The organism is Thauera sp., from assembly GCF_034003485.1.
Taxonomy (GTDB): Bacteria; Pseudomonadota; Gammaproteobacteria; order Burkholderiales; family Rhodocyclaceae; genus Thauera.
In genome coordinates this window covers 66,796-87,691 of sequence record NZ_JAVEYL010000011.1, presented here as the reverse complement: position 1 = coordinate 87,691, position 20,896 = coordinate 66,796, and the positions used below count along the sequence as shown (strand labels likewise).

The 20,896-nt window shown below is 66.5% G+C and carries 22 protein-coding genes; 8 read left to right on the top strand and 14 right to left on the bottom strand.

Annotation, left to right across the window (positions count from 1 at the left end; all coding sequences use genetic code 11):
- Window positions 1-28: 28 nt before the first annotated feature.
- Together RBT54_RS08200 and RBT54_RS08195 are read right to left on the bottom strand one after the other, a co-directional pair.
- Entirely contained in the window at window positions 29-499 is a 471-nt protein-coding gene (locus tag RBT54_RS08200) for a tRNA (cytidine(34)-2'-O)-methyltransferase (RefSeq protein ID WP_320365992.1), read from the bottom strand.
- 20 nt (window positions 500-519) lie between these two features.
- Window positions 520-1,188, bottom strand: coding sequence for a ComF family protein (locus RBT54_RS08195; RefSeq protein WP_320366098.1), 669 nt, complete (start codon window positions 1,186-1,188; stop codon window positions 520-522).
- Between the two features lie 108 nt (window positions 1,189-1,296).
- Here RBT54_RS08195 and bioB point away from each other — a divergent pair, with 108 nt between their 5' ends.
- Genes bioB through RBT54_RS08180 form a run of 3 tightly spaced genes read left to right on the top strand, consistent with a single transcriptional unit; the run spans window position 1,297 to window position 3,899 of the window.
- On the top strand, window positions 1,297-2,286 hold the full coding sequence (gene bioB, locus RBT54_RS08190; RefSeq protein WP_320365989.1) for a biotin synthase BioB: 990 nt from the start codon (window positions 1,297-1,299) through the stop codon (window positions 2,284-2,286).
- An 11-nt stretch (window positions 2,287-2,297) separates the two neighbouring features.
- Entirely contained in the window at window positions 2,298-3,227 is a 930-nt protein-coding gene (locus tag RBT54_RS08185; RefSeq protein WP_320365987.1) for a methyltransferase domain-containing protein, read from the top strand.
- A gap of 21 nt (window positions 3,228-3,248) precedes the next feature.
- Complete coding sequence (locus RBT54_RS08180) at window positions 3,249-3,899, top strand: pyrimidine 5'-nucleotidase (protein ID WP_320365985.1); 651 nt, start codon at window positions 3,249-3,251, stop codon at window positions 3,897-3,899.
- A gap of 27 nt (window positions 3,900-3,926) precedes the next feature.
- Here the strand turns inward: RBT54_RS08180 and RBT54_RS08175 are convergent, their stop codons facing one another.
- The 3 genes from RBT54_RS08175 to yihA form a co-directional block, all read right to left on the bottom strand.
- On the bottom strand, window positions 3,927-4,430 hold the full coding sequence (locus RBT54_RS08175; RefSeq protein ID WP_320365983.1) for a GNAT family N-acetyltransferase: 504 nt from the start codon (window positions 4,428-4,430) through the stop codon (window positions 3,927-3,929).
- Between the two features lie 29 nt (window positions 4,431-4,459).
- A complete protein-coding gene (hemB, locus tag RBT54_RS08170) occupies window positions 4,460-5,476 on the bottom strand; it encodes a porphobilinogen synthase (protein WP_320365981.1) in 1,017 nt (338 codons plus the stop codon).
- Between the two features lie 256 nt (window positions 5,477-5,732).
- Window positions 5,733-6,419, bottom strand: coding sequence for a ribosome biogenesis GTP-binding protein YihA/YsxC (gene yihA / locus RBT54_RS08165; protein ID WP_320366096.1), 687 nt, complete (start codon window positions 6,417-6,419; stop codon window positions 5,733-5,735).
- A gap of 122 nt (window positions 6,420-6,541) precedes the next feature.
- Between yihA and RBT54_RS08160 the strand changes: the two genes are divergently transcribed.
- From RBT54_RS08160 to phoU, 4 genes are all read left to right on the top strand, one after another.
- A complete protein-coding gene (locus RBT54_RS08160) occupies window positions 6,542-7,171 on the top strand; it encodes a c-type cytochrome (protein ID WP_320365979.1) in 630 nt (209 codons plus the stop codon).
- A 130-nt stretch (window positions 7,172-7,301) separates the two neighbouring features.
- Window positions 7,302-8,552, top strand: coding sequence for a gephyrin-like molybdotransferase Glp (glp, locus tag RBT54_RS08155; RefSeq protein WP_320365977.1), 1,251 nt, complete (start codon window positions 7,302-7,304; stop codon window positions 8,550-8,552).
- Window positions 8,553-8,579: 27 nt separating this feature from the next.
- Window positions 8,580-9,242 carry a ribose-5-phosphate isomerase RpiA gene (rpiA, locus tag RBT54_RS08150; RefSeq protein ID WP_320365974.1) on the top strand — a complete coding sequence of 221 codons (663 nt, stop codon included), beginning with the start codon at window positions 8,580-8,582 and terminating at the stop codon, window positions 9,240-9,242.
- Between the two features lie 87 nt (window positions 9,243-9,329).
- On the top strand, window positions 9,330-10,025 hold the full coding sequence (phoU, locus tag RBT54_RS08145; RefSeq protein WP_320366094.1) for a phosphate signaling complex protein PhoU: 696 nt from the start codon (window positions 9,330-9,332) through the stop codon (window positions 10,023-10,025).
- Between the two features lie 85 nt (window positions 10,026-10,110).
- Here phoU and RBT54_RS08140 read toward each other — a convergent pair whose 3' ends face one another.
- The 9 genes from RBT54_RS08140 to RBT54_RS08100 form a co-directional block, all read right to left on the bottom strand.
- A complete protein-coding gene (locus RBT54_RS08140; RefSeq protein WP_320365972.1) occupies window positions 10,111-10,383 on the bottom strand; it encodes an oxidative damage protection protein in 273 nt (90 codons plus the stop codon).
- 3 nt (window positions 10,384-10,386) lie between these two features.
- On the bottom strand, window positions 10,387-11,751 hold the full coding sequence (locus tag RBT54_RS08135) for a diguanylate cyclase (RefSeq protein ID WP_413788431.1): 1,365 nt from the start codon (window positions 11,749-11,751) through the stop codon (window positions 10,387-10,389).
- A 62-nt stretch (window positions 11,752-11,813) separates the two neighbouring features.
- Window positions 11,814-13,097 carry an amino-acid N-acetyltransferase gene (gene argA, locus RBT54_RS08130; protein WP_320366092.1) on the bottom strand — a complete coding sequence of 428 codons (1,284 nt, stop codon included), beginning with the start codon at window positions 13,095-13,097 and terminating at the stop codon, window positions 11,814-11,816.
- A 274-nt stretch (window positions 13,098-13,371) separates the two neighbouring features.
- A complete protein-coding gene (locus RBT54_RS08125) occupies window positions 13,372-13,974 on the bottom strand; it encodes a hemerythrin domain-containing protein (RefSeq protein WP_320365969.1) in 603 nt (200 codons plus the stop codon).
- A gap of 40 nt (window positions 13,975-14,014) precedes the next feature.
- Window positions 14,015-14,812, bottom strand: a complete 798-nt coding sequence (locus tag RBT54_RS08120) for an ABC transporter ATP-binding protein (protein WP_320365967.1) — start codon at window positions 14,810-14,812, stop codon at window positions 14,015-14,017.
- Between the two features lie 14 nt (window positions 14,813-14,826).
- Complete coding sequence (locus RBT54_RS08115) at window positions 14,827-16,620, bottom strand: branched-chain amino acid ABC transporter ATP-binding protein/permease (protein ID WP_320365964.1); 1,794 nt, start codon at window positions 16,618-16,620, stop codon at window positions 14,827-14,829.
- Complete coding sequence (locus RBT54_RS08110; RefSeq protein ID WP_320365962.1) at window positions 16,617-17,654, bottom strand: branched-chain amino acid ABC transporter permease; 1,038 nt, start codon at window positions 17,652-17,654, stop codon at window positions 16,617-16,619. The genes RBT54_RS08115 and RBT54_RS08110 overlap by 4 nt, the downstream gene beginning before the upstream one ends.
- A 115-nt stretch (window positions 17,655-17,769) precedes the next feature.
- Entirely contained in the window at window positions 17,770-18,918 is a 1,149-nt protein-coding gene (locus RBT54_RS08105) for an ABC transporter substrate-binding protein (RefSeq protein WP_320365960.1), read from the bottom strand.
- A gap of 464 nt (window positions 18,919-19,382) precedes the next feature.
- Entirely contained in the window at window positions 19,383-20,186 is an 804-nt protein-coding gene (locus tag RBT54_RS08100; RefSeq protein WP_320365957.1) for an IclR family transcriptional regulator, read from the bottom strand.
- Between the two features lie 63 nt (window positions 20,187-20,249).
- On the opposite strand from RBT54_RS08100, the gene paaY reads away from it, so the two are divergent.
- Complete coding sequence (paaY, locus tag RBT54_RS08095; RefSeq protein WP_320365956.1) at window positions 20,250-20,873, top strand: phenylacetic acid degradation protein PaaY; 624 nt, start codon at window positions 20,250-20,252, stop codon at window positions 20,871-20,873.
- The last annotated feature ends 23 nt before the right edge of the window (window positions 20,874-20,896 follow it).

The window sequence follows — 20,896 nt, the reverse complement described above, 5'->3', positions numbered from 1 at the left end:
CCCGCAGCGGGCGATCCGGCACAATCTCCTAGACGTCCGTCGCGCCCGCGAATCCGTGCTGGCGCCAGGCTTCGTACACCACCACCGCCACCGCATTGGACAGATTCACGCTGCGGTTGGTCGGGCGCATCGGAATGCGGATGCGCGCATCGTCCGCAAACCCCGCCAGCAGCTCCGCAGGCAGGCCGCGGCTCTCCGGACCGAACAGCAGGGCGTCACCAGGCTGGTACGCTACGCGGTCATGGCGGCGGCTGCCGCGCGTGGTGAGTGCGTACATGCGACGGCCGGCGAGTACCCCACGGCAGTGCGCCCAGTCCGGGTGCACGGTGACGCAGGTCAGGTCGTGATAATCCAGGCCCGCGCGCGCAAGCTGCTTGTCCGAAAGATCGAAACCGAGCGGCGCCACCAGGTGGAGGTTCGAGCCGGTGTTGGCGGCAAGGCGGATGATGTTGCCGGTATTGGGTGGAATCTCGGGCTGGTAAAGGACGATTTCGAACATTGGCAAAGGTACGGAAAGATTCAGTAAGGGGCCGGCGTACGCGCCACCACGAGATTACCGACCCAGCTCGCCCCCTGGCGCTTGAGCGTGCGAGCGAGCTCGCCAAGCGTGGCGCCGGTCGTCATCACGTCATCGACCACGATCACGCGCTGCCCGTGCAGGCTCACATCGCACTCGAAGACGCCGCGCGGATTGCGCAGGCGCGCCTCGCGGTCGAGCCCGGCTTGCGCCGGAATGTCCCTCATCTTGCGCACCACCGCCAGCCCAAGCGGCAGGCCGCGCGCGCGCGCCAGCGGTCGCGCAAGCTCCAGCGCCTGGTTGAAGCCGCGCTCGGCAAGCCGGCGCGGATGCAGCGGCATCGGCAGGATGAGGTCGGCCTGCGCACCGAAGTCCTGCGCACGCGCTGCCAGCGCCGCACCGAAGAACGACGCCATCGACAAGCGGTGTCGGTACTTGAGCGCATGCACCATGGCATCGACCGGAAAAACGAAGTCGTACAGCGCGAGCGTTGCATCGTAGGCCGGCTTGTCGCGCTCGCAGGCGGCGCAGCACCCGCCACCGAGCCCGGGCAGACCGCAACGGGGGCAGGCGGTCTGCGGGCGATCCGGCAGCGCACCCGCGCAGGCCTCGCATACGGCGTCGCCCGCGGATTCTGCACCGCACACAAAGCAATCCTGCGGCGCGAGCACGTCCGCAAGATGCAGCCACAGTGCGTGAAGGGAACGCGGGGAATTTGACAAGATTTGAGTCCATGGAAGAACATGCGTGCCTCGTAATTACAGCCCGGAACGCCTTAAATGACAACGACTTCAGCCACGCTCGACCGCAATTTGGCCACGCCGCGGCCCACCGGGCACAAGCGCTGGTCCGTCGCCGAGGTTCAGGCGCTCTTCGAACTGCCCTTCTTCGACCTCGTGCCCCGCGCCCAGATGGTGCACCGCGAAAATTTCGATCCCAACGCGGTCCAGCGCTCGACCCTGCTTTCGATCAAGACCGGCGGCTGCTCGGAAGACTGCGGCTACTGCTCGCAATCGGCGCGCTACGACACCGGACTCGAACGCGAACGCCTGATGCCGATCGACGAGGTGCTCGAAAACGCACGCGCCGCCAAGGCCAGGGGCGCGAGCCGTTTCTGCATGGGCGCCGCGTGGCGCGGGCCCAAGGACAAGGACCTCGAACCGGTGCTGAACATGGTACGCGAGGTCAAGAAGCTCGGCCTGCAGACCTGCGTGACGCTGGGCATGCTCAAGGACGGCCAGGCCGAGCGCCTCGCCGAGGCCGGCCTCGACTATTACAACCACAACCTCGATACCGCCCCCGAGTTTTACGGCCAGGTGATCACCACCCACACCATGCAGGACCGCCTCGACACCCTCGACGAGGTGCGCGCGGCCGGCATCAACGTGTGCAGCGGCGGCATCGTGGGCATGGGTGAATCGCGCGCCCAGCGTGCCGCGCTGATCGCCCAGCTCGCCAACCTGCCCACGCCGCCCGAGTCGGTGCCAATCAACAACCTGGTGCAGATCCCGGGCACGCCGATGGCCGGTGCGGGCGCACTCGACCCCTTCGAGTTCGTGCGCACGATCGCCGCCGCACGCATCACCATGCCGAAGAGCTACGTGCGCCTCTCCGCCGGTCGCGAGCAGATGAGCGACGAGCTGCAGGCGCTGTGCTTCATGGCCGGCGCCAACTCGATGTTCTACGGCGAACGCCTGCTCACCACCGACAACCCCGACGCCGACCGCGACGACCGCCTGTTCGAGCGCCTCGGCCTGCGCGCGATCTGAGCCCCGACCCCATGCCCGAACACACTGGCGACGAGACGCACTGCACAAGCTTCGCACTCGATCGCCACCTGCTGCGCCGGCGCTTCGAACGCGCCGCCGCCACCTGCGACAGCGCCGACCTGCTCGCGCGCGAGATCGCCCGACGCATGGACGAGCGCCTCGACTACATCCGCGTCACCCCGCGCCGCGTGCTCGACCTGGGCTGCGGCACCGGCGCCGACCTGCCGCGGCTCACCGAGCGCTTTCCCGACGCGACCCTCATCGCCGCCGACTTTTCACCCGCGATGGTTGCCGGCGCAGACGCTCGGCTCCGCCCCGCGCGCAGCGGCGGCCTGTTCCGCCGCCTGTTGTCCGCGGCCCCGGCACCGCTGCCGCACCTGGTGGCGCAGTCCGACGCGCTGCCCCTCGCACGCGCCAGTCTCGGCCTGGTGTGGTCGAACCTGATGTTGCCGGCGCTGGACGATCCGCTGCCCACCTTCCGCGAGATCCACCGCACCCTCGAAGTCGACGGCCTGCTGATGTTCTCCACCCTCGGACCGGACACGCTGCGCGAATTGCGCGCCGCGCTGCCGAACCGTCGCGGCGAGCGCGTGCATCGCTTCATCGACATGCACGACATCGGCGATGCGCTGGTCCAGGCCGGCTTCACCGACCCGGTCATGGACATGGAGATCGTCACCCTGACCTACCCCGACCTCGACACCTTGCTGCAGGACCTACGCCGCAGCGGCAGCGCCAATGCCGCCACCAGCCGGCCGCGCGGCCTGTCGGGACGCCAGGAGTGGGCCGAGGCACGCACCGCTTACGAACGCCTGCGCCGTGACGGCCGCCTGCCCGCCACCTTCGAGATCATCCAGGGCCATGCCTGGAAGGCCGCGCCGAAAACCACCGACGACGGACGCAGCATCGTCCGCTTCCAGCCCCGTCCGCCGGCGCGCTGACCCTGAACGCGAAAGACAACGATGCCCAACGCCCCAGTCTGGTTGTTCGACCTGGACAACACGCTGCACAACGCCAGCCCGCACATCTTTCCGCACATCAACCGCAGCATGACGCGCTACCTCGAGCTGCACCTGGGGCTCCCGCTCGACGAGGCCAATGCGTTGCGCATGCAGTACTGGCATCGTTACGGCGCAACGATGCTGGGCCTGATGCGCCACCACGGCACCGATCCCGACCACTTCCTGGTCGAGACCCATCGCTTTGACCGCCTGCACGAGATGATGGTGTTCGAGCGCGCGCTGCGCAGCATGCTGAGGCGCCTGCCCGGGCGCAAGATCGTGTTCTCCAACGCGCCACGCCATTACGCGCGGGCGGTGCTGGCCGTCATGGGCATCAACCGGCTGTTCGAGGACGTCGTCGGGATCGAGGATCTCGCCTACCAACCCAAGCCCGGCATCCGCGCCTACCGCAGCCTGCTCCACGCGCAGCGCCTGCGCCCCGAGCAGTGCATCATGCTGGAGGACTCTGCGGTAAACCTGCGCACCGCCAAGCGCCTGGGCATGCGCACGGTGCTGGTGGGCGGCGGACTGCGCACGCCGGCTTATGTGGATCTGCGCATCCCGAATATCCTCGGCCTGCGCCGCCAGCTCGGGCGCCTGCTCGCGCGCTGAGGCCTTCGCCAGCACTCGCCGCGCGTATCAGGCCTGCAGATCGTGGAGCGAACGCTCCATCAGACAGGCACCATCTCCGTAGCCTGCTGGCAACGCCGCCGGCAGTGCGCTGAAACCGTGGCGCACCCAGAACGGCACTGCATCGGCAAGCGCGACCAGGCGCATGCCGCGATAGCCAGCGACATTCGACCAGTCCCGCACGCACGCGAACAGCGCCGATGCCACACCGAGTCCGCGCGCAGTGGGCGATACCGCAAGGTCATGCACGAAGCCACGGTCGGCCGCCGCCGGCAGTGCGGCAAGCGGCGCATGAAGCGGGGGCGCACCGGTATCGTCCCACGGGTGGGCGAGCACGTAGCCAACTGCTTCCTCGCCCGCATGCGCGAGCCAGCACGCCTGCGGCGCGAGCTCAAGCTTGCGGCCGAGCACAGTCGCAGATTCCTGGTAGCCCTCGCCGTAGGCAGCACGCTGAACCGTCAGCACGGCGGGCAGATCGGCGGCGCCCAACGGCCGCAAAGTCAGTCGCGACACGGGCGCCGGCGCGCAGCCGACGCCTGCCATCAGGCGCCGGCCTTCAGCCAGCGCGCTGCGTCAAGCGCGAAATAGGTCAGGATGCCGTCGGCGCCGGCGCGCTTGAAGGCGAGCAGCGCCTCGAGCGCGCACGCCTTCTCGTCCAGCCAGCCGTTGGCGGCGGCGGCCTTGAGCATCGCGAACTCGCCGCTCACCTGGTAGGCGTAGGTCGGCACCTGCAGTTCGTGTTTCACGCGGCGCACGATGTCGAGGTAGGGCATGCCGGGCTTGACCATGAACATGTCGGCCCCCTCGGCGATGTCGAGCGCGACCTCGCGGATCGCCTCGTCGCTGTTGGCCGGGTCCATCTGGTAGGTGTACTTGTTGCCCTTGCCGAGGTTGCCCGCCGAGCCCACCGCGTCACGGAACGGACCGTAGAAGCTCGACGCGTACTTGGCCGAGTAGGCCAGGATGCGGGTATGGATGTGGCCGGCACGGTCGAGCTCGCTGCGGATGCGGCCGATGCGGCCGTCCATCATGTCGGACGGCGCGACCACGTCGGCGCCCGCCTGGGCATGGCACAGCGCCTGCTTGGCCAGCGCCTCCAGGGTCTCGTCGTTCATCACGTAACCGCGCGGGTCGGCGGGGTCGATAAGGCCGTCCTGACCGTGGCTGGTGTAGGGGTCGAGCGCCACGTCGGTGATCACGCCCAGCTCCGGAAAGCGTGCCTTGAGCGCCTGCACGGTGCGCGGCACCAGGCCCTCGGGGTTCCAGGCCTCTTCGGCGCCGTCGGTCTTGCCGGAAGCCTCGATCACCGGAAACAGCGCGAGTGCGGGCACGCCGAGCTTCAGCGCCTCTTCGGCCACGCGCAGCAGATTGTCGACCGACACGCGCTCGACGCCGGGCATCGAGGGCACGGCCTCGGTGCGCGCCTGGCCATCGAGCACGAACACCGGATAGATCAGGTCGTTCGCGGTCAGCACATGCTCGCGCATCAGGCGGCGGGAAAAGTCATCGCGGCGCATGCGGCGCATGCGGATTGAGGGAAAGGTTCCAGTGGGTCGCATCGTGGTCTCTGTCTCTATCAGGTCGTCGATTGGAGATCGGTGAATCATGAAGTCCGTTCGCCCGCAGGCGACGCGGACCGATAACGAGGGGGCAGAACGCAGATTGCGCAGCGCGCGCGTGGAACTTTCAGGGTGGCGCCTGCATCTTAGCAAGCAGATGGTGCCCGGCCGCTCCGGCGGCCCGCTTCTTGGGCCATCTCCCGCTTCACCTCCCTGAGCGGGTGCCTCACGCCCGGTGAGGCATTTTTGCCCCCGACTACGTCCCCTGGTCGGGGGCTTTTGTTTTGTCGGTCGCAGGATCGGTTTCAGGCGCGGGCTCCGCTTCGTCGGCAGCCGGGGCCGGCGCGATCTCACCCGTCAGCCAGCCGCCAATCACGGCCTCCGCCTCTTCCACCCCGCTCTTCTTCAGGCTCGAGAAAAGCTGCACCGTGACCTGCGGCCCGAGCGGCTGCAGCGCGCGACGAACCTCCTGCAGCACCGCCGCGGCCGCACCGCGCGAGAGCTTGTCGCTCTTGGTCAGCAGCACGTGGATCGGCCGGCCGGAGTGCGCGAACCAGTCGATCATCTGGCGGTCAAGTGCCGTGAGCGGGCGACGGGAATCCATGATCAGCACCAGGCCGATGAGGCTCTCGCGGTGCTTCAGATAGGATTCGATCAGGCCCTGCCACTGGCGCCGGATCTTCTCGGGCACGGCGGCGTAGCCGTAGCCGGGCAGGTCGACCAGCAGCGCACCGGAATTGAGGCGGAAAAAATTGATCAACTGCGTGCGCCCCGGCGTCTTGGAGACGAAGGCGAGCCGCACGTGCCCCACAAGCGTGTTGATCGCGCTCGACTTGCCGGCATTGGAGCGTCCCGCGAACGCGATCTCCGGGCCTGAGGGCGGAAGCAAGCCGGACGGCTTGGCGATTGAAATCTCGAATTGTGCGTTGCGGAACAGAGGCATGAAAAAAGTCGGTGAAAAACCGGTTGGCTGCGGGAGAAAGCCCTCATCGCATCGCGCAATTCGGCTTTCGTGTATTAGAATACCTCGTTTGAAAAAATCACTCACGGCTTTCCGAGGACATCATGATCAAGCGTTCCCTGCTGCTCTCGTCGTTGCTGCTGGTTGCCGGCAGCCTTCAGGCCCAGGACCAGGCTCCGGATCTCGACAAGGCGAAACAGACCGCCGAGACGCTGTGCGCCGCCTGTCACATGGCTGATGGCAACAGCCAGTTGGCGGCCAACCCCAAGATCGCCGGTCAGCATGAAGACTACCTCTTCAAGCAACTGCGTGAGTTCAAGGGCTGGAACGGCAATCCGCCGGTGCGCGAGAACGCGATCATGGGCGGCATGGTTGCCGGCCTCGAGGAAGCGGACATGCGCGCCCTGGCGAAGTACTACTCGTCCTTCGAGTTGCAGCCCGAGCCCGCAAAGAACCTCGAGACCATCGAACTCGGTCAGCAGATCTGGCGCGCTGGCATCGCCTCGAAGGGCGTACCCGCGTGCGCCGGCTGCCACGGCCCCGCCGGTGCTGGCATGCCCGCGCAGTATCCGCGGCTGTCGGGACAGTTCGCTGACTACATCGACGTACAGATGAAGGCGTTCCGCGACGGCGTGCGCCAGAACGATCCGAACAGCATGATGCGCATGATCGCCATCAAGATGACCGATCCGGAAATCAAGGCCGTTTCGGACTATGCTGCCGGACTGCGCTGATCGCGCCTGAGCTTGCAACACGACAGGGCGGCTACGGCCGCCTTGTTCATTCTGATTCGGTAAAGCTGGAGGTCGCTCCGACGCAGACACTCGACGTCGGCGCAGCGGCCTGCAGCCGGGAGTCCGCCCCATGACCACCACTTCCGCAGACACCGGCAGCAGCCGCAGCTTCCTACCCGTCGATGAAGCGCGCGCCGCCATCCTCGACAAGCTGCAGCCGATCGCCGGCTGGGAGCGCGTCGCCGTACGCGGTGCGCTCGGGCGCGTGCTCGCCGAGGACATCATCGCCCCCTACAACGTGCCTGCGCACGACAACTCGGCGATGGACGGCTACGCGGTGCGTGCGCAGGATCTGGGGGCGAACGGCGAGACGGTACTGAGCGTCGTCGGCACCGCGTTCGCGGGCCGCCCCTTTTCCGGAATCGTCGGCCCCGGCCAGGCGGCGCGAATCATGACCGGCGCCTCCATCCCGCAGGGTGCAGACACCATCGTGGTGCAGGAAATTGCCCGCCGCGAGCACGACCAGGTCTTCATCCCCGTCGGCCAGAAGAAGGGGCAGAACCTGCGCCGTGCGGGCGAGGACCTCACCGAAGGTGGCGTGGCGCTCGCCGCGGGCAGCCGCTGTGGCCCGGCCGAGCTCGGACTGATCGCCTCCCTCGGTATCGCCGAGGTGGCGGTGCGCCGCCGGCTGCGCGTCGCCATCCTGTCCACCGGCGACGAGATCGCCTCGATCGGCCGCCCGCTCGGGCCGGGCGAAGTCTATGACAGCAACCGCTACACGCTCTTCGGCGCGCTGTCGCGCCTGGGCTGCGAGCTCGTCGACATGGGCGTGATCCCCGACCGTCCCGAGGCGCTCGAGGCCGCCTTCCGCGACGCCGCACAGGCCGCCGACGTGATCATCACCAGCGGTGGCGTATCGGTCGGCGAGGCCGACTTCATCCGCGAGATGATGTCGCGCCTGGGCGAGGTGGCGTTCTGGAAGCTCGCCATCAAGCCCGGTCGCCCGATGGCATTCGGGCGCATCGGCAATGCGGTGCTTTTCGGGCTGCCCGGAAATCCGGTGGCGGTCATGGTGACCTTCTATCAGTTCGTCCAGGACGCGCTGCTGAAATTGATGGGCGTGAATCCGCTGCCAGCCGCCGAGTGTTTCCCGGTGCGCGCCGGCTTTGCGCTGCGCAAGCAGTCCGGCCGCGTCGAATACCTGCGTGGCCGCCTGCAGCGCGGCGCTGACGGCCTGTCGGTCACGCTCGCCGGCGCGCAGGGCTCGGGCGTGCTGCGCTCGATGTCCGAAGCGGACTGTTTCGTCGTGCTGCCCGAGGACTGCACCGCAGTGCAACCGGGCGACACGGTCTGCGTCCAACCCTTCCACGGCCTCGTCTGAGCGCCCCTAACCTGCACGACCTACCCCATGACCCAGGACGAACTCAAGAAGGCCGCGGCGCACGCGGCACTCGACTACATCGTTGATGGCAGCATCGTCGGCGTCGGCACCGGCTCGACGGTCAACCACTTCATCGACGCACTGGCCGGCATGCGCGATCGCATCCGCGGCGCGGTCTCCAGTTCCGAGGCCAGCTCGCGCCGGCTCGCCGCGCACGGCATCGAGGTCTTCGATCTCAACGACATCGAGTCCGTGCCCGTGTATGTCGACGGCGCGGACGAAATCGATGGCGGCTTCGCGATGATCAAGGGCGGTGGCGGCGCGCTGACGCGCGAGAAGATCGTCGCTGCCGTCTCCGAGCGCTTCATCTGCATCTGCGACGCCAGCAAGCGGGTGGAGATACTTGGCCGCTTCCCGCTGCCGATCGAGGTGATTCCGATGGCGCGCAGCCACGTGTCGCGCGAACTGCGCCGACTCGGTGGCGAGCCCAGGGTGCGCGAGGGCTTCGTGACCGACAACGGCAACCTGATCCTCGACATCCACGGACTGCAGATCACCGATCCGGTAACGACGGAGACGCACATCAATCAGATCGTCGGCGTCGTCACCAACGGCCTCTTCGCCGCCCGTGGCGCCGATGTACTGCTGCTGGCCGGTGCTGGCGGCGTGGAACGACTGCAGGCAGGCTGAGCCGCGGTTTCAGATCCGTTTCACGCAACAAAATCTTAACAATGACCTGTTAGCGTGCACGCTTCCTACGGATAGATCATGGCAAAAATGACCGAACACACTCTCAGGAAGTTCGACACCGAACTGGAAGAAATCCGCCGCGGCGTGCTGCAGATGGGCGGTCTCGTGGAAGCCCAGGTGACGAAGGCGCTCGACGGACTGCGCAGTGGTGACATCGAACTGCTCGAAGCGGTCATCCAGGGCGACAAGGCGGTCAACCTCGCACAGGTCAAACTCGACGACGCCTGCACCCACATCATTGCCCGGCAGCAGCCGGCCGCGGGCGACCTGCGCATGGTGCTCGCCACGATCAAGGCCGCATCGGATCTCGAGCGCATCGGTGACGAGGCAAAGAAGGTCGCCAAGGCCGCACGCCGCTTGCACCAGTCCGAGGTCAAGTTCACGCCGCGCATCGGTCTGTCGCAAGCGACCGACACCGCGATCGAGATGCTGCGCACCGCGCTCGACGCCTTTGCGCGCGTGAATGCAGACAGCATCGATGAGATGCGGCGCAAGGACGCCGAAGTCGACAGCGGCTTCAAGGGCATCATGCGCCAGCTCATCACCTACATGATGGAAGACCCGCGCACGATCTCGAACAGCCTGGAGATGCTCTTCATCGCCAAGTCGATCGAGCGTATCGGCGACCACGCGATGAACATCGCCGAACACGTCGTCTATGTGGCCCATGGCGAGGACGTGCGTTTCGAGAAGTCGCAGGCCGCGCTCGGGGACAAGCGCTGAACCCTGCCCGATCCGCGGCACGGTGCAAAAAAGGGGATGCGATTGCATCCCCTTTTTCGTTGGTGCCGCGGCGCCAGGCGCGGGTTTACTGCTGCGGCGGAACGTAGCCGGCAACCTGATCGGCGCCGCCTTCGAAGAAGTGCTTCTCCATCTGCTCGGCGAGGTACTTGCGCGCACGCGCATCCATCAGGTTGAGCCGGTTCTCGTTGATCAGCATGGTCTGGTACTTGACCCACTGCTGCCAGGCCTCCTTGGACACGTTTTCGAAGATGCGCTTGCCGAGCGCGCCCGGGACCGGGGGCAGGTCAAGGCCTTCGGCCTCGCGGCCCAGTTTCACGCAGTTAACCATGCGAGCCATGTTTCAATCCTCTCTGCTTTCATGTTCATCGGAGCTCGAAGCCAGCATTCTAGCCGATTCACCGCATCGCCTCGTCGACACGGTCGCCCGGTTCCGGCCCTCGCTCTTGGAAAGATAAAGCGCTTCGTCGGCGGCGGCGATGAGCGTTTCCGCATCTGCCGCGTTGTCCGGGAAACGGGCAATACCCACGCTGGCGGTGACCCCTACCGTGGTGCCCGCAAACCGGAAGCTCGACGCCGCCACCGTCTCGACCAGACGGTGCGCAAGCTCGAGCAGGCCTTCGGCGGTGCTACCAGGCACCAGCAAGGCAAATTCGTCGCCGCCGACGCGACAGAGCATCTCGTTGCGGCGCACGATCCGCCCCACAGCCTGCGCGAGACCGATGAGAACCTCGTCACCAGCCTGGTGGCCGAAGGAGTCGTTCACCGGCTTGAAGCCATCAAGATCGAATGACAGCAGGCCGACCTGCGCCCCGCGCCGGGCCGCATCGACCAGCGTGCGCTCGAGCTCCTCATGGAAACGGCGGCGGTTGTAGAGTCCGGTCAATTCGTCGCGCTCGGCCAGTTCCACCAGCCGATCAGAGATCCGGCGCGCGACCGTCACGTCCTCGTAGATCCACAGCCGTCCGATGCTGCGCGCATTGTCCCCACCACGCACGATCGCCGAGCGATCGGTGACGATGCGGCCATCAACGAAGCGGATTTCGTATTCCTCGCTTGCCACACTGCGCTCGCGCACTGCTTCGTCGATATGGGCGAAGTACGTCTCCGGGTCGACCACGACTGCTGCCGCGTTGTCCTTGAGCACGGCCTCGCGGCAGCCCACCAGCTGGGCGTCCGGCGGATATCCCCAGATCTCGAGCATCGCGCGGTTGTGATAGAGCACGCGGCGATCCTGGTCCATGAACAGGATGCCGAGGCGGATCAGGTTCAGCAGGGCGGCGAGCCGCTGACGCTCATCGTTGCTGCGCAGCAGGTAGTGCTCGCGTAGTGCTTGCGCCCGGCGCAATTCCGCGACCGTCTCGAGCAGGGTGTACTCGGTCTGCTTACGCCCCCCGATGTCCTCGGCCGACAGGCGCACCCCCCCTTCCCCCACGCCCTCCTTACGTCGACGCCAGTGGGCCGCAACCCAGACAGCGCGCCCGTCCAGGGTGGTGAGACGGAGCTCGAAGTCCTGCGGGAGCCCGTCTGCGAGCACCTGACTGACCATCCGCCGACAGAAGTCACGATCGGACTCGAACACCAGCAGATCAAAAGCGCTCTCGGCCGCCACGCACGCTGCGGGGGTGAAACCGGTCATGCGTTCGATCGAAGGACTGATCCAGCGCAGCCGAAGGGCAGCGTCGAAAACCGCCTCGATGCCATGCACACCTTCGGCGATCTCCCCCAGCAGGTCGGCTTCACTGGGACTGGCAGGCTTTCGACCCCACTTCATAGCGCTTTGACGAAAACCTTGGAGCGACGCTGAAAGTTGTACAGTTCGCGCTTTTGTCGCGGCAGGGCCTCCGGGCCGATCTCGCTGAAGCCACGCTCGCGGAACCAGTGCGCGGTGCGCGTGGTGAGGACGAACAGGCGCTCGAGACGCTGCACGCGGGCGCGACGCTCGATGCGCTTGAGCAGCTGATCACCGAGGCCCGCGCGACGGTATTCGGGCGTCACCGCAAGGCAGGCGAGTTCGGCAGCGTTGTCCTCGCTGAACGGATACAGCGCAGCGCAGCCCACCAGCACGCCATCGTGCTCGACGACGGTGAAGCGCTCGATCTCCTGTTCAAGCAGTTCACGCCCGCGCCGCACGAGCGTGCCGTCGGCTTCCATCGGCGAGATCAGCGCCACCAGCGCACCGACATCGTCGACCGTGGCCTCACGCAGGCGGAACAGCGGGTCGCGCGACACTACCGTACCAACGCCGGCATGAGTGAAGAACTCCAGCAGCAGGCCGCCGTCGAGGTCGTGATCAATGAGATGGCAGCGCGCCACGCCCTTGCGCACCGCGCGTATTGCGCAGGGCAGGAACAGGTGCAGGTCTTCGGTGAGGCCTTCGCCAGTCTCGAGCTTGCCCTGCGCCTCGTCGGCGGTCACCGACTCGACGAGCTGCCCGGCCTCATCGAGCAGGCCGGGCGCATCGCACAGGTAGATCAGCTTCTCGGCCTTGAGCGCGATCGCGACCGCCTCGGCCACCTCTTCCATTGCGAGATTGAAGATCTCGCCCGCAGGCGACACGCCGAGCGGCGTGATCAGCACCACGTTCTGCTGGTCGAGGTCGGCGTTGATCTCCTCGGCGATGATCTTGCGCACCGCACCGGTGTATTGGTAATCGACGCCGTCCACAATGCCGACGGGGCGCGCGGTGATGAAGTTGCCCCCGGTGACGCGGATGTAGCTCCCCGCCATCGGCGTGTTGGGCAGGCCTTGGGACAGCAGCGCCTCGACCTCGAAGCGGGTAACGGCCATGGCGGATTTCACGCATTCGAGGGCATCGGCGTCGGTGACGCGCAAGCCGTGGTGGAAGCGTGACTCCAGGCCACGACGCGCAAGCTCGACATCGATCTGAGGCCGCGCGCCGTGAACCAGCACCAGGCGGATGCCGAGCGCTGCGAGCAGATTGCAGTCGTAGGCCAGACTCTGGGCACGCGCGCCCGCGGCAACCTCGCCGCCGAAGCCGACCACGAAGGTGCGGCCGCGAAAAGCGTGGATGTAGGGTGCCGCACCGCGCACCCAGGCGACAAACTGGGCGGTGGTGTCATCTACCCGCGGGACGGTCGAGGAAGGCGGAGAGGACTCCGGACTGGAACTGTTTTTTTCGGCGCTCACGCATTCACCGCTGCTGGAACCGGGCGCACCTGCACGCCCGGCAAACTGGAATCGATGAGGGATTCTAGCCCGGATCGTTCACTGAAGTTAGGCCCGTACAGCCGCGCAACCTGAGTGATCCTGCGGTGCGATCGGGGATTCGCGGTGAGCGTACTGCCCCGTGACGCGGATCCGGCGTTCAACCTTCCTTGTACGGCCCGGCCCCGAGCCCGATCGGCGCCGGCGCGGCAGCGACGAGCTTCGAGAAGATGTGCGCGAAGTTCTCGTCGCCGTCCTTCGCGGTGGCGCGGCTGCCGCTCAGGGGGTCGTCGGCGATGAAGCCGGCGTTGGCACGGTCCCAGTCCTCGGCGGTGAAGTGCTTGCGGATCAGCGGCAGCACCTCGCGCTCCTCGGTCATCATGTGGGTGCGGTAGAACTCGGCGTAGGCGTTGAAGGCGGTCCTGAAGGCCTCGAAGCCGCCGACGGGGTCCTGCGCATAGCCTTTGACCGCAGCCTCGAGCACCGCGATGCGGGCCTCGGCCTGGGCATGCTCGGCCTCGAGCCTGTCGAGCGCGGCGTCCGCGTCGTGGGTGCGCGCGCGCAGCGGACCGAAGAGGAATTCGTCTTCCTTGGGGTGGTGGCGCTTCTCGGGGTAGGCGTCCAGGTAATGCACCATCGCCTCGAGCAGCTTGTGGTCGGGCTTCAGGCGCCCGGCGCCGATCTCGCTGATCATGTGGCGGATGGCGTGGATGATCGCCGCCAGCGACTGGTGTTCGTCCATCAGGATGCGCATTGCGTCCATGGGGAGGTCCTTTTCTGTTCGTACCGATGAGGGGGCGGGTTCAGGTCGACAGCATCGCCTGATGCTTGCCGCCAAAGCCCAGGTAGGCCTCGATCACGCGCGGATCGTCGGCCAGGGTGTGCGCCGGGCCCTCCATCGCGATCTGGCCGGTCTCGAGCACGTAGGCGTAGTCGGCCACCTGCAGCGCGGCGCGTGCGTTCTGCTCGACGAGCAGGATCGACACGCCTCTTCTTCTGAGTTCGCCGATGATGCGAAAGATCTCGCGCACGATCAGTGGCGCCAGCCCCAGGCTGGGCTCGTCGAGCATCAGCAGCTTGGGCTTGGCCATCAGCGCGCGGCCCACGGCGAGCATCTGGCGCTCGCCCCCCGACATGGTGCCGGCGTGCTGGTCGCGACGCTCCTTCAGGCGCGGGAACAGCGCATACACTTCCTCGAGCGTCTGCCCGTGGTCGCGCTTGCCCATGCGATAGCGCTGGAAGGCGCCCAGCACCAGGTTGTCCTCGACGCTCATCTCGCCAAAGAGCTCGCGCTTCTCGGGCACCAGGGTCATGCCGCGCGCGACCATGCGCTCGACCTCGGGCACGACTTCGAGCGTGCCGTCGAAGGCGACCTGCCCCTTGGAGCCGAGCACGCCCATGATCGCCGAGAGCATCGTCGTCTTGCCCGCGCCGTTGGGGCCGATCACGGTGACGATCTGGCCCTCGCCCACGGTGAGGCTGGCGCCGGTGAGCGCCTCGACCTTGCCGTAGGATACGGAGAGGTCCTTGATCTCGAGCACCGGGTTCTTCGCGCTGGCGTTGGAAGGCAGGCTGCCGGCTTGCGTTTGCTGTTGTGTCATCGCGTTCTCCTCGCTCACTCCACGCCGCCCAGATAGGCTTCGAGCACCGCCGGGTTCTTCTGGATCTCGTCGGGCAGGCCCTCGGCGATCTTCTGGCCGAACTCCATCACCACCACGCGATCGACCAGGCCCATCACGAAGTCCATGTCGTGCTCGACGATCAAGGTCGCCATGCCTTCGGCGCGCAGCCGCTTGAGCAGGTCGCCCAGCGCCTGCTTCTCCTTGTAGCGCAGGCCGGCCGCGGGCTCGTCGAGCAGCAGCAGGCAGGGGTCGGCGCACAGCGCACGCGCGATCTCGAGGATGCGCTGCTGGCCGAGCGCCAGGCTGCCGGCTTCGTCGAACATGTGCTCGGTGAGCCCCACGCGCTCGATCTGGGCCGCAGCCTCCTTGAGGATGCGCGCCTCTTCCGCACGGTCCATGCGCCACGCCGAACTGAGCACGCCCTTGCCGCTCCTGAGGTGGGCGCCGATGGCGACGTTCTCGAGCACGCTCATCGTGGGCAGCAATTTGACGTGCTGGAAGGTGCGGCTCATGCCCATGCGCGCGATCTCGCGCGAGTCGTGGCCCGCCACCGGCTTGCCCAGGAACAGCACCTCGCCCGAGGTCGGGGTGTCGACGCCCGAGATCTGGTTGAACATGGTGCTCTTGCCCGCGCCGTTGGGGCCGATCAGCGCGAGGATCTCGCCCGCGCGCACTTCGAGGCTCATGTTGTTGTTGGCGACCAGACCACCGAACTTGCGCGTGACGTCCTTGGCCTCGAGGATCAGCTCGCCTGCCTTGGGGAGCGTGCGCCGCGGCAGCGGCTCGGCGTTGGCATCGATGGTCTTGTGGATCGCACGCATCGGCACCAGTTTCTTCAGGATCGGCCACAGGCCTTCGCGCGCCCGGTGCAGCACCAGCACCATCAGGATGCCGAACACGATCATCTCGAAGTTGCCGCTCGCGCCCAGGATGCTCGGCAGCCAGTCCTGCAGCCACTGCTTGAGCACGGTGATGACGCCCGCGCCGACGATCGCGCCCCACACGTAGCCGGCACCGCCGACCACCGCCATGAACAGGTACTCGATGCCGATGTGCACACCGAACGGGGTCGGATTGACGAAGCGCTGCATGTGCGCGTATAGCCAGCCCGAGGCACAGGCCAAGAGCGCGGCGATGACGAAGATCACCATGCGCGCCCGCGCCGTATCCACGCCCATCGCCTCGGCCATCACCCGCCCGCCCTTGAGCGCGCGGATGGCGCGGCCTTCGCGCGAGTCGAGCAGGTTGTGCGTGGTGAGCATGGCCAGCAGCAGGAAGGCCCAGATCAGGTAGTAGATCTCGCCGCCTTCGTCCAGTTTCCAGCCGAAGAGCTCGATCGGCGGGATGCCGCTGATGCCGGTGTGCCCGCCCAGGCTCTGCATGGTGCCGAAGAGGAAATACAGGCTGATGCCCCAGGCTATGGTGCCCAGCGGCAGGAAGTGGCCCGAGAGCTTGAGCGTGAGCGAGCCCAGGACGATCGCCACCGTGGCGGTGATCAAGAGGCCTGCGATCAGCGTGAGCCAGGGCGAGGCCCCGACCCAGGCGATCCACGCGGGCAGATCGGTGGCGGTGGTGAGCGCGGCGGTAGTGTAGGCCCCCAGGCCCACGAAGGCGGCCTGGCCGAAGCTCGTGAGCCCGCCCACGCCGGTCAGCAGCACGAGGCCCAACGCGACCATCGCGTACAGGCCGATGTAGTTCAACAAGGTGACGTAGTACGGCGACAGGATCGCCGGCACCACCAGCAACAGGGCGACGAAGGCCCCCAGCACCAGACGGTCGGTTCTCATTCTTCTTCCTCCACGTGACGGCTGGTGAGCGAGCGCCACAGCAGCACGGGAATGATCAGGGTGAAGACGATGACTTCCTTGTAGGCGCTGGCCCAGAACGAGGCGAAGGCTTCGAGCAGCCCCACCACGAGTGCGCCCGCCGCCGCGAGCGGGTAGCTCGCCAGGCCACCGATGATGGCGGCGACGAAGCCCTTGAGGCCGATGAGGAAGCCGGTGTCGTAGTAGATGGTGGTGATCGGGGCGATCAGCACCCCGGAGAGCGCACCGATGAAGGCGGCGAGGAAGAACGTGAGCTTGCCCGCGAGCGTGGGCGAGATCCCCATCAGCTGCGCGCCCACGCGGTTGATCGCGGTCGCGCGCAACGCCTTGCCGTAGAGCGTGCGCTCGAAGAACTGGTACAGCGCCACGATCAGCAGCACCGACACCACCAGCACCCAGACCGTCTGCCCGGACACCATCAGCGGGCCGAGCTCGAAGCTGGCGTCACTGAAGGACGGCGTTCTCTGACCTTCGGCACCGAAGAACAGCAGGCCCAGGCCCACCATCGTGATGTGCAGCGCCACCGAGACGATGAGCAGGATCAGCACCGGGGCGGAGGCGATCGGCTGGTACATCAGGCGATACATCATCGGCCCCATCGGCACCACGATCGCCAGCGTCAGGAGCACCTGCAGCGCCAGCGGCAGGGTGTTGGCCGGCAGCGCCGACAGCAGCCCGGCGAGCGCAAGCGGATACGCCAGGTTCCAGCCCGCCACCGCGGCGGCGCGGCGGCCCTGCCCGGCCTTGAGCGCACGGGCACCGTCGAGCACCGTCACCAGCACGCCCATCACCACCAGCAGCCAGACGGTGGCCGGCAGCGCGCCCGACTGCATCATCGCCAGCGTCAGCGCCCCATAGGCAACGAACTCGCCCTGCTGGATGAAGATCACCCGCGTGACCGCGAACACCAGCACCAGCGCCAGCGCCAAGAGCGCGTAGATCGCACCGTTGGTGATGCCGTCCTGGCCCAGGATCAGTGCAATTGACATGTCCATGGAAAAGCCTCGTCCCGGCGATGAAGTGCCCATCGCCGCATTTGTATGGATGCTCCGGCAGTGCCGGACGCACGCGCGGCGGGACGCAGTGCGCCCCGCCGCGGGTTAGGGATGCTTACTTCAGCAGCGACCAGGTGCCGTTGCGGATCTCGATCATCACGCGCGAGCGATCGTCGAGCCCGAGGTGATCTTCGGCACTCATCGAGTAGATGCCGGTGGCGCCGGCGACTTCCTTGACGCCCTCGAGCGCATCGCGCAGCGCGCTGCGGAACTCGGCCGTACCCGGCTTGGCGGCCTTGAGCGCATTGGGCACCGCCGCCTGCAGCAGCACGCCCGCATCCCAGGCATAGGCACCGAAGCTCGACACCGAACCGGCGCCGTTGGCCGCCTCGTACTTCTCGACGTAGGTGAGCGCGCTTGCCTTGACCGGATGGCTGTCCGGCAGGCTACGCGCCATCTGCACCGGGCCCACCGGCAGCAGCGTGCCTTCGCAGTCCTTGCCGCAGATGCGCAGGAAGTCGTTGTTCGCGACACCGTGGGTCTGGTAGATCGGGCCCTTGTAGCCACGCTCGCGCAGGGTTTTCTGCGGCAGCGCCGAAGGCGTGCCCGAACCCGCGATGAACACCGCGTCCGGCTTGACCGACATCAGCTTGAGCGCCTGACCGGTCACCGAGGTGTCGGCGGGGTTGAAGCGCTCGTTGGCAACGATTTCGATGCCGGCACCCTCGGCCAGCTTCTTGAACTGCTCGTACCAGCCTTCGCCGTAAGCGTTGGCGAAGCCGATGAAGGAGACCTTCTTGATGTTGTTGGCGCTCATGTGCTCGATGATCGCCGATGCCATCTGCTGGTCGTTCTGCGGGGTCTTGAAGATCCAGCGCTTCTTGTCGTCCATCGGCGAGACGATGCGTGCCGAGGCGGCCATCGAGATCATTGGCGTCTGCGTTTCGGCGGCGACGTCGATCATCGCCAGCGAGGCCGGGCTGGTGGTGGAGCCGATGATCACGTCGACCTTGTCCTCGGCGACCAGCTTGCGGGCGTTCTTGACCGCGGTGGTGGTGTCGGAGGCGTCGTCGAGCACGATGTAGCTCACGGTCTCGCCACCGATGGTGGTCGGCAGCAGCGAGATCGAGTTCTTTTCCGGGATGCCCAGCGAAGCGGCAGGACCGGTTGCCGACAGCACGACGCCGACCTTGATTTCGGCTTGGGCGGCAGTGGCGGCAAAGGCAAGGCCGATGGCGGCCAGCAGGGTGTGACGCAGTTTCATGGTGTCTCCTCCGTTATTGGTGCTGATACATGAGCCGGGGACCCGTACCGGGTCGGTCTCGCTGCGCTGCCCGGACGCCAGCGCTTGATCTGCACAACCTTTGCTGGCCTTCACCGCACGAACAGCAAAGTGAATCCAACAAAATTCTGAATTACAGAAGTTGTTTCTCTTATTAGAAATGATACAAAACATCGCGTCAAGCGATAATTTTGTATCGCTTGAGAGTTACCTGGCCTGGATCCTCGATGTCCCCGCCGCCCGGCCACGGACGCCGCCCACGGCGGGCGGGCAGCCGAGACGGGTGACACCAACAGAAGCCGCCACGGCCACCATCGCACGGCACTGCAACCGTAGCACGCGAGACGGATGCAATACAGGAACCGCAAAGAACAAGAGCCTGGTCGATTCGCCCACTCGGGCATCGATCCAGGCTCCATCTCGCCCACCCGTGCGGACAGACAAGGTCAATCCTGCGCCAGCGTGGCACCCAATCGTCGCGAGAGGTCGTCCGCGGTACGCCGCAACGCGGTGAGCGTCGGGCCGTCAGGAGAAAGATCCATCGAACCCTCGACACCGACGAGCGCAATCGCCATGGTGATCTCGTTCTTGAAGTTGAACACGGGCGCCGCAGCGGCCTCGACACCGTGCGCGAAGTAGTCTTCGTCCGTGATGACGGCTAGCCCCTCTTCCCGGACCTTCGCCAGCAGGGCCCGCGCCTCATCGAACGTGGTCACACCGGCAGGCGCCTTGCCGGACTCGAGTTCGCGGCGGATCAGCGCCTCGGTCTGGCGCTCCGGCAACCAGGCGGCAAACACCCGGCCACCCGCCGAGCGCAGCAGGCTGAGATGCGTACCGGTGACCACGTTGACCGTGATCAGGCGGCGCGGACGCTCCCAGCGCACGACGACCGGACCAGCATCACTCCACACGGTGAGGGAGACCGTCTCGTTGGTTTCGTCACGCAGATCGGTGATCGCAGTCAGGCCGAGACGAATCCGGTCGATGCGATCGAGCGCAACGAGACCCAGGTTGAGCGCAAAGGGGCCAAGGTCGTAACGCGAGGTCAGCCGGTCCTGCTCGACCAGACCGCTACGGATCAGGCTGACGAGGTAGCGGTGCGCCTTCGAGGGCGGCATCCCGGCGGCCAGAGCGATATCCTTGAGCATCATCGAGCGCCTTCCCGTCGCCATCGCGCGCAGGATGCTCATGCCCACCTCGAGCGATTGGACCCCGTGCTTTCCCTCAAGCTCGTCGTTCACCGTGCTCATCGAGACTGTTCCTTATCGAAGAAATCGTTTATTTATATGTAACACAAACCCCGGAGCGCGCGCATGCCCAAGCCCGAACTGAAAGTCTATGCCATCGATGGCATCGTCCCGGTGGTCGATCCGACCGCCTACGTCCATCCCTCGGCGATCCTGATCGGCGACGTCATCATCGGCCCGGGCTGCTATGTCGGCCCCTGCGCCAGCCTGCGCGGCGACTTTGGCCGCCTCATCCTCGAGCGTGGTGCAAACCTCCAGGACACCTGCGTCATGCATGGCTTTCCCGGCACCGACACGGTGGTTGAGGAAGACGGGCACATCGGTCACGGCGCGGTGCTGCACGGTTGTCGCATCAAGCGCAACGCGCTGGTCGGAATGAACGCGGTGATCATGGATAACGTGGTGATCGGCGAGGAAGCCATCATCGCCGCCTCCGCCTTCGTCAAGGCGGGCGTCGAGATTCCGCCGCGCGTGCTCGTCGCCGGGGTGCCCGCAAAGGTGATCAGGCCGCTCAGCGAGGACGAGATCCGCTGGAAAAGCCAGGGCACCGCCACCTACCAGGACCTGACCCGGCGCTGCCTCGCGACCCTGCACGAAACGGTGCCGCTGACCGAAATCGAACCCGACCGCAAGCGCATCGAAATGCCCGATGTGGTGCCACTGGTCGCAACCCGAAAGCGTGAGAGCTAAGGCACCCGCTGGTGCGAAGCGCG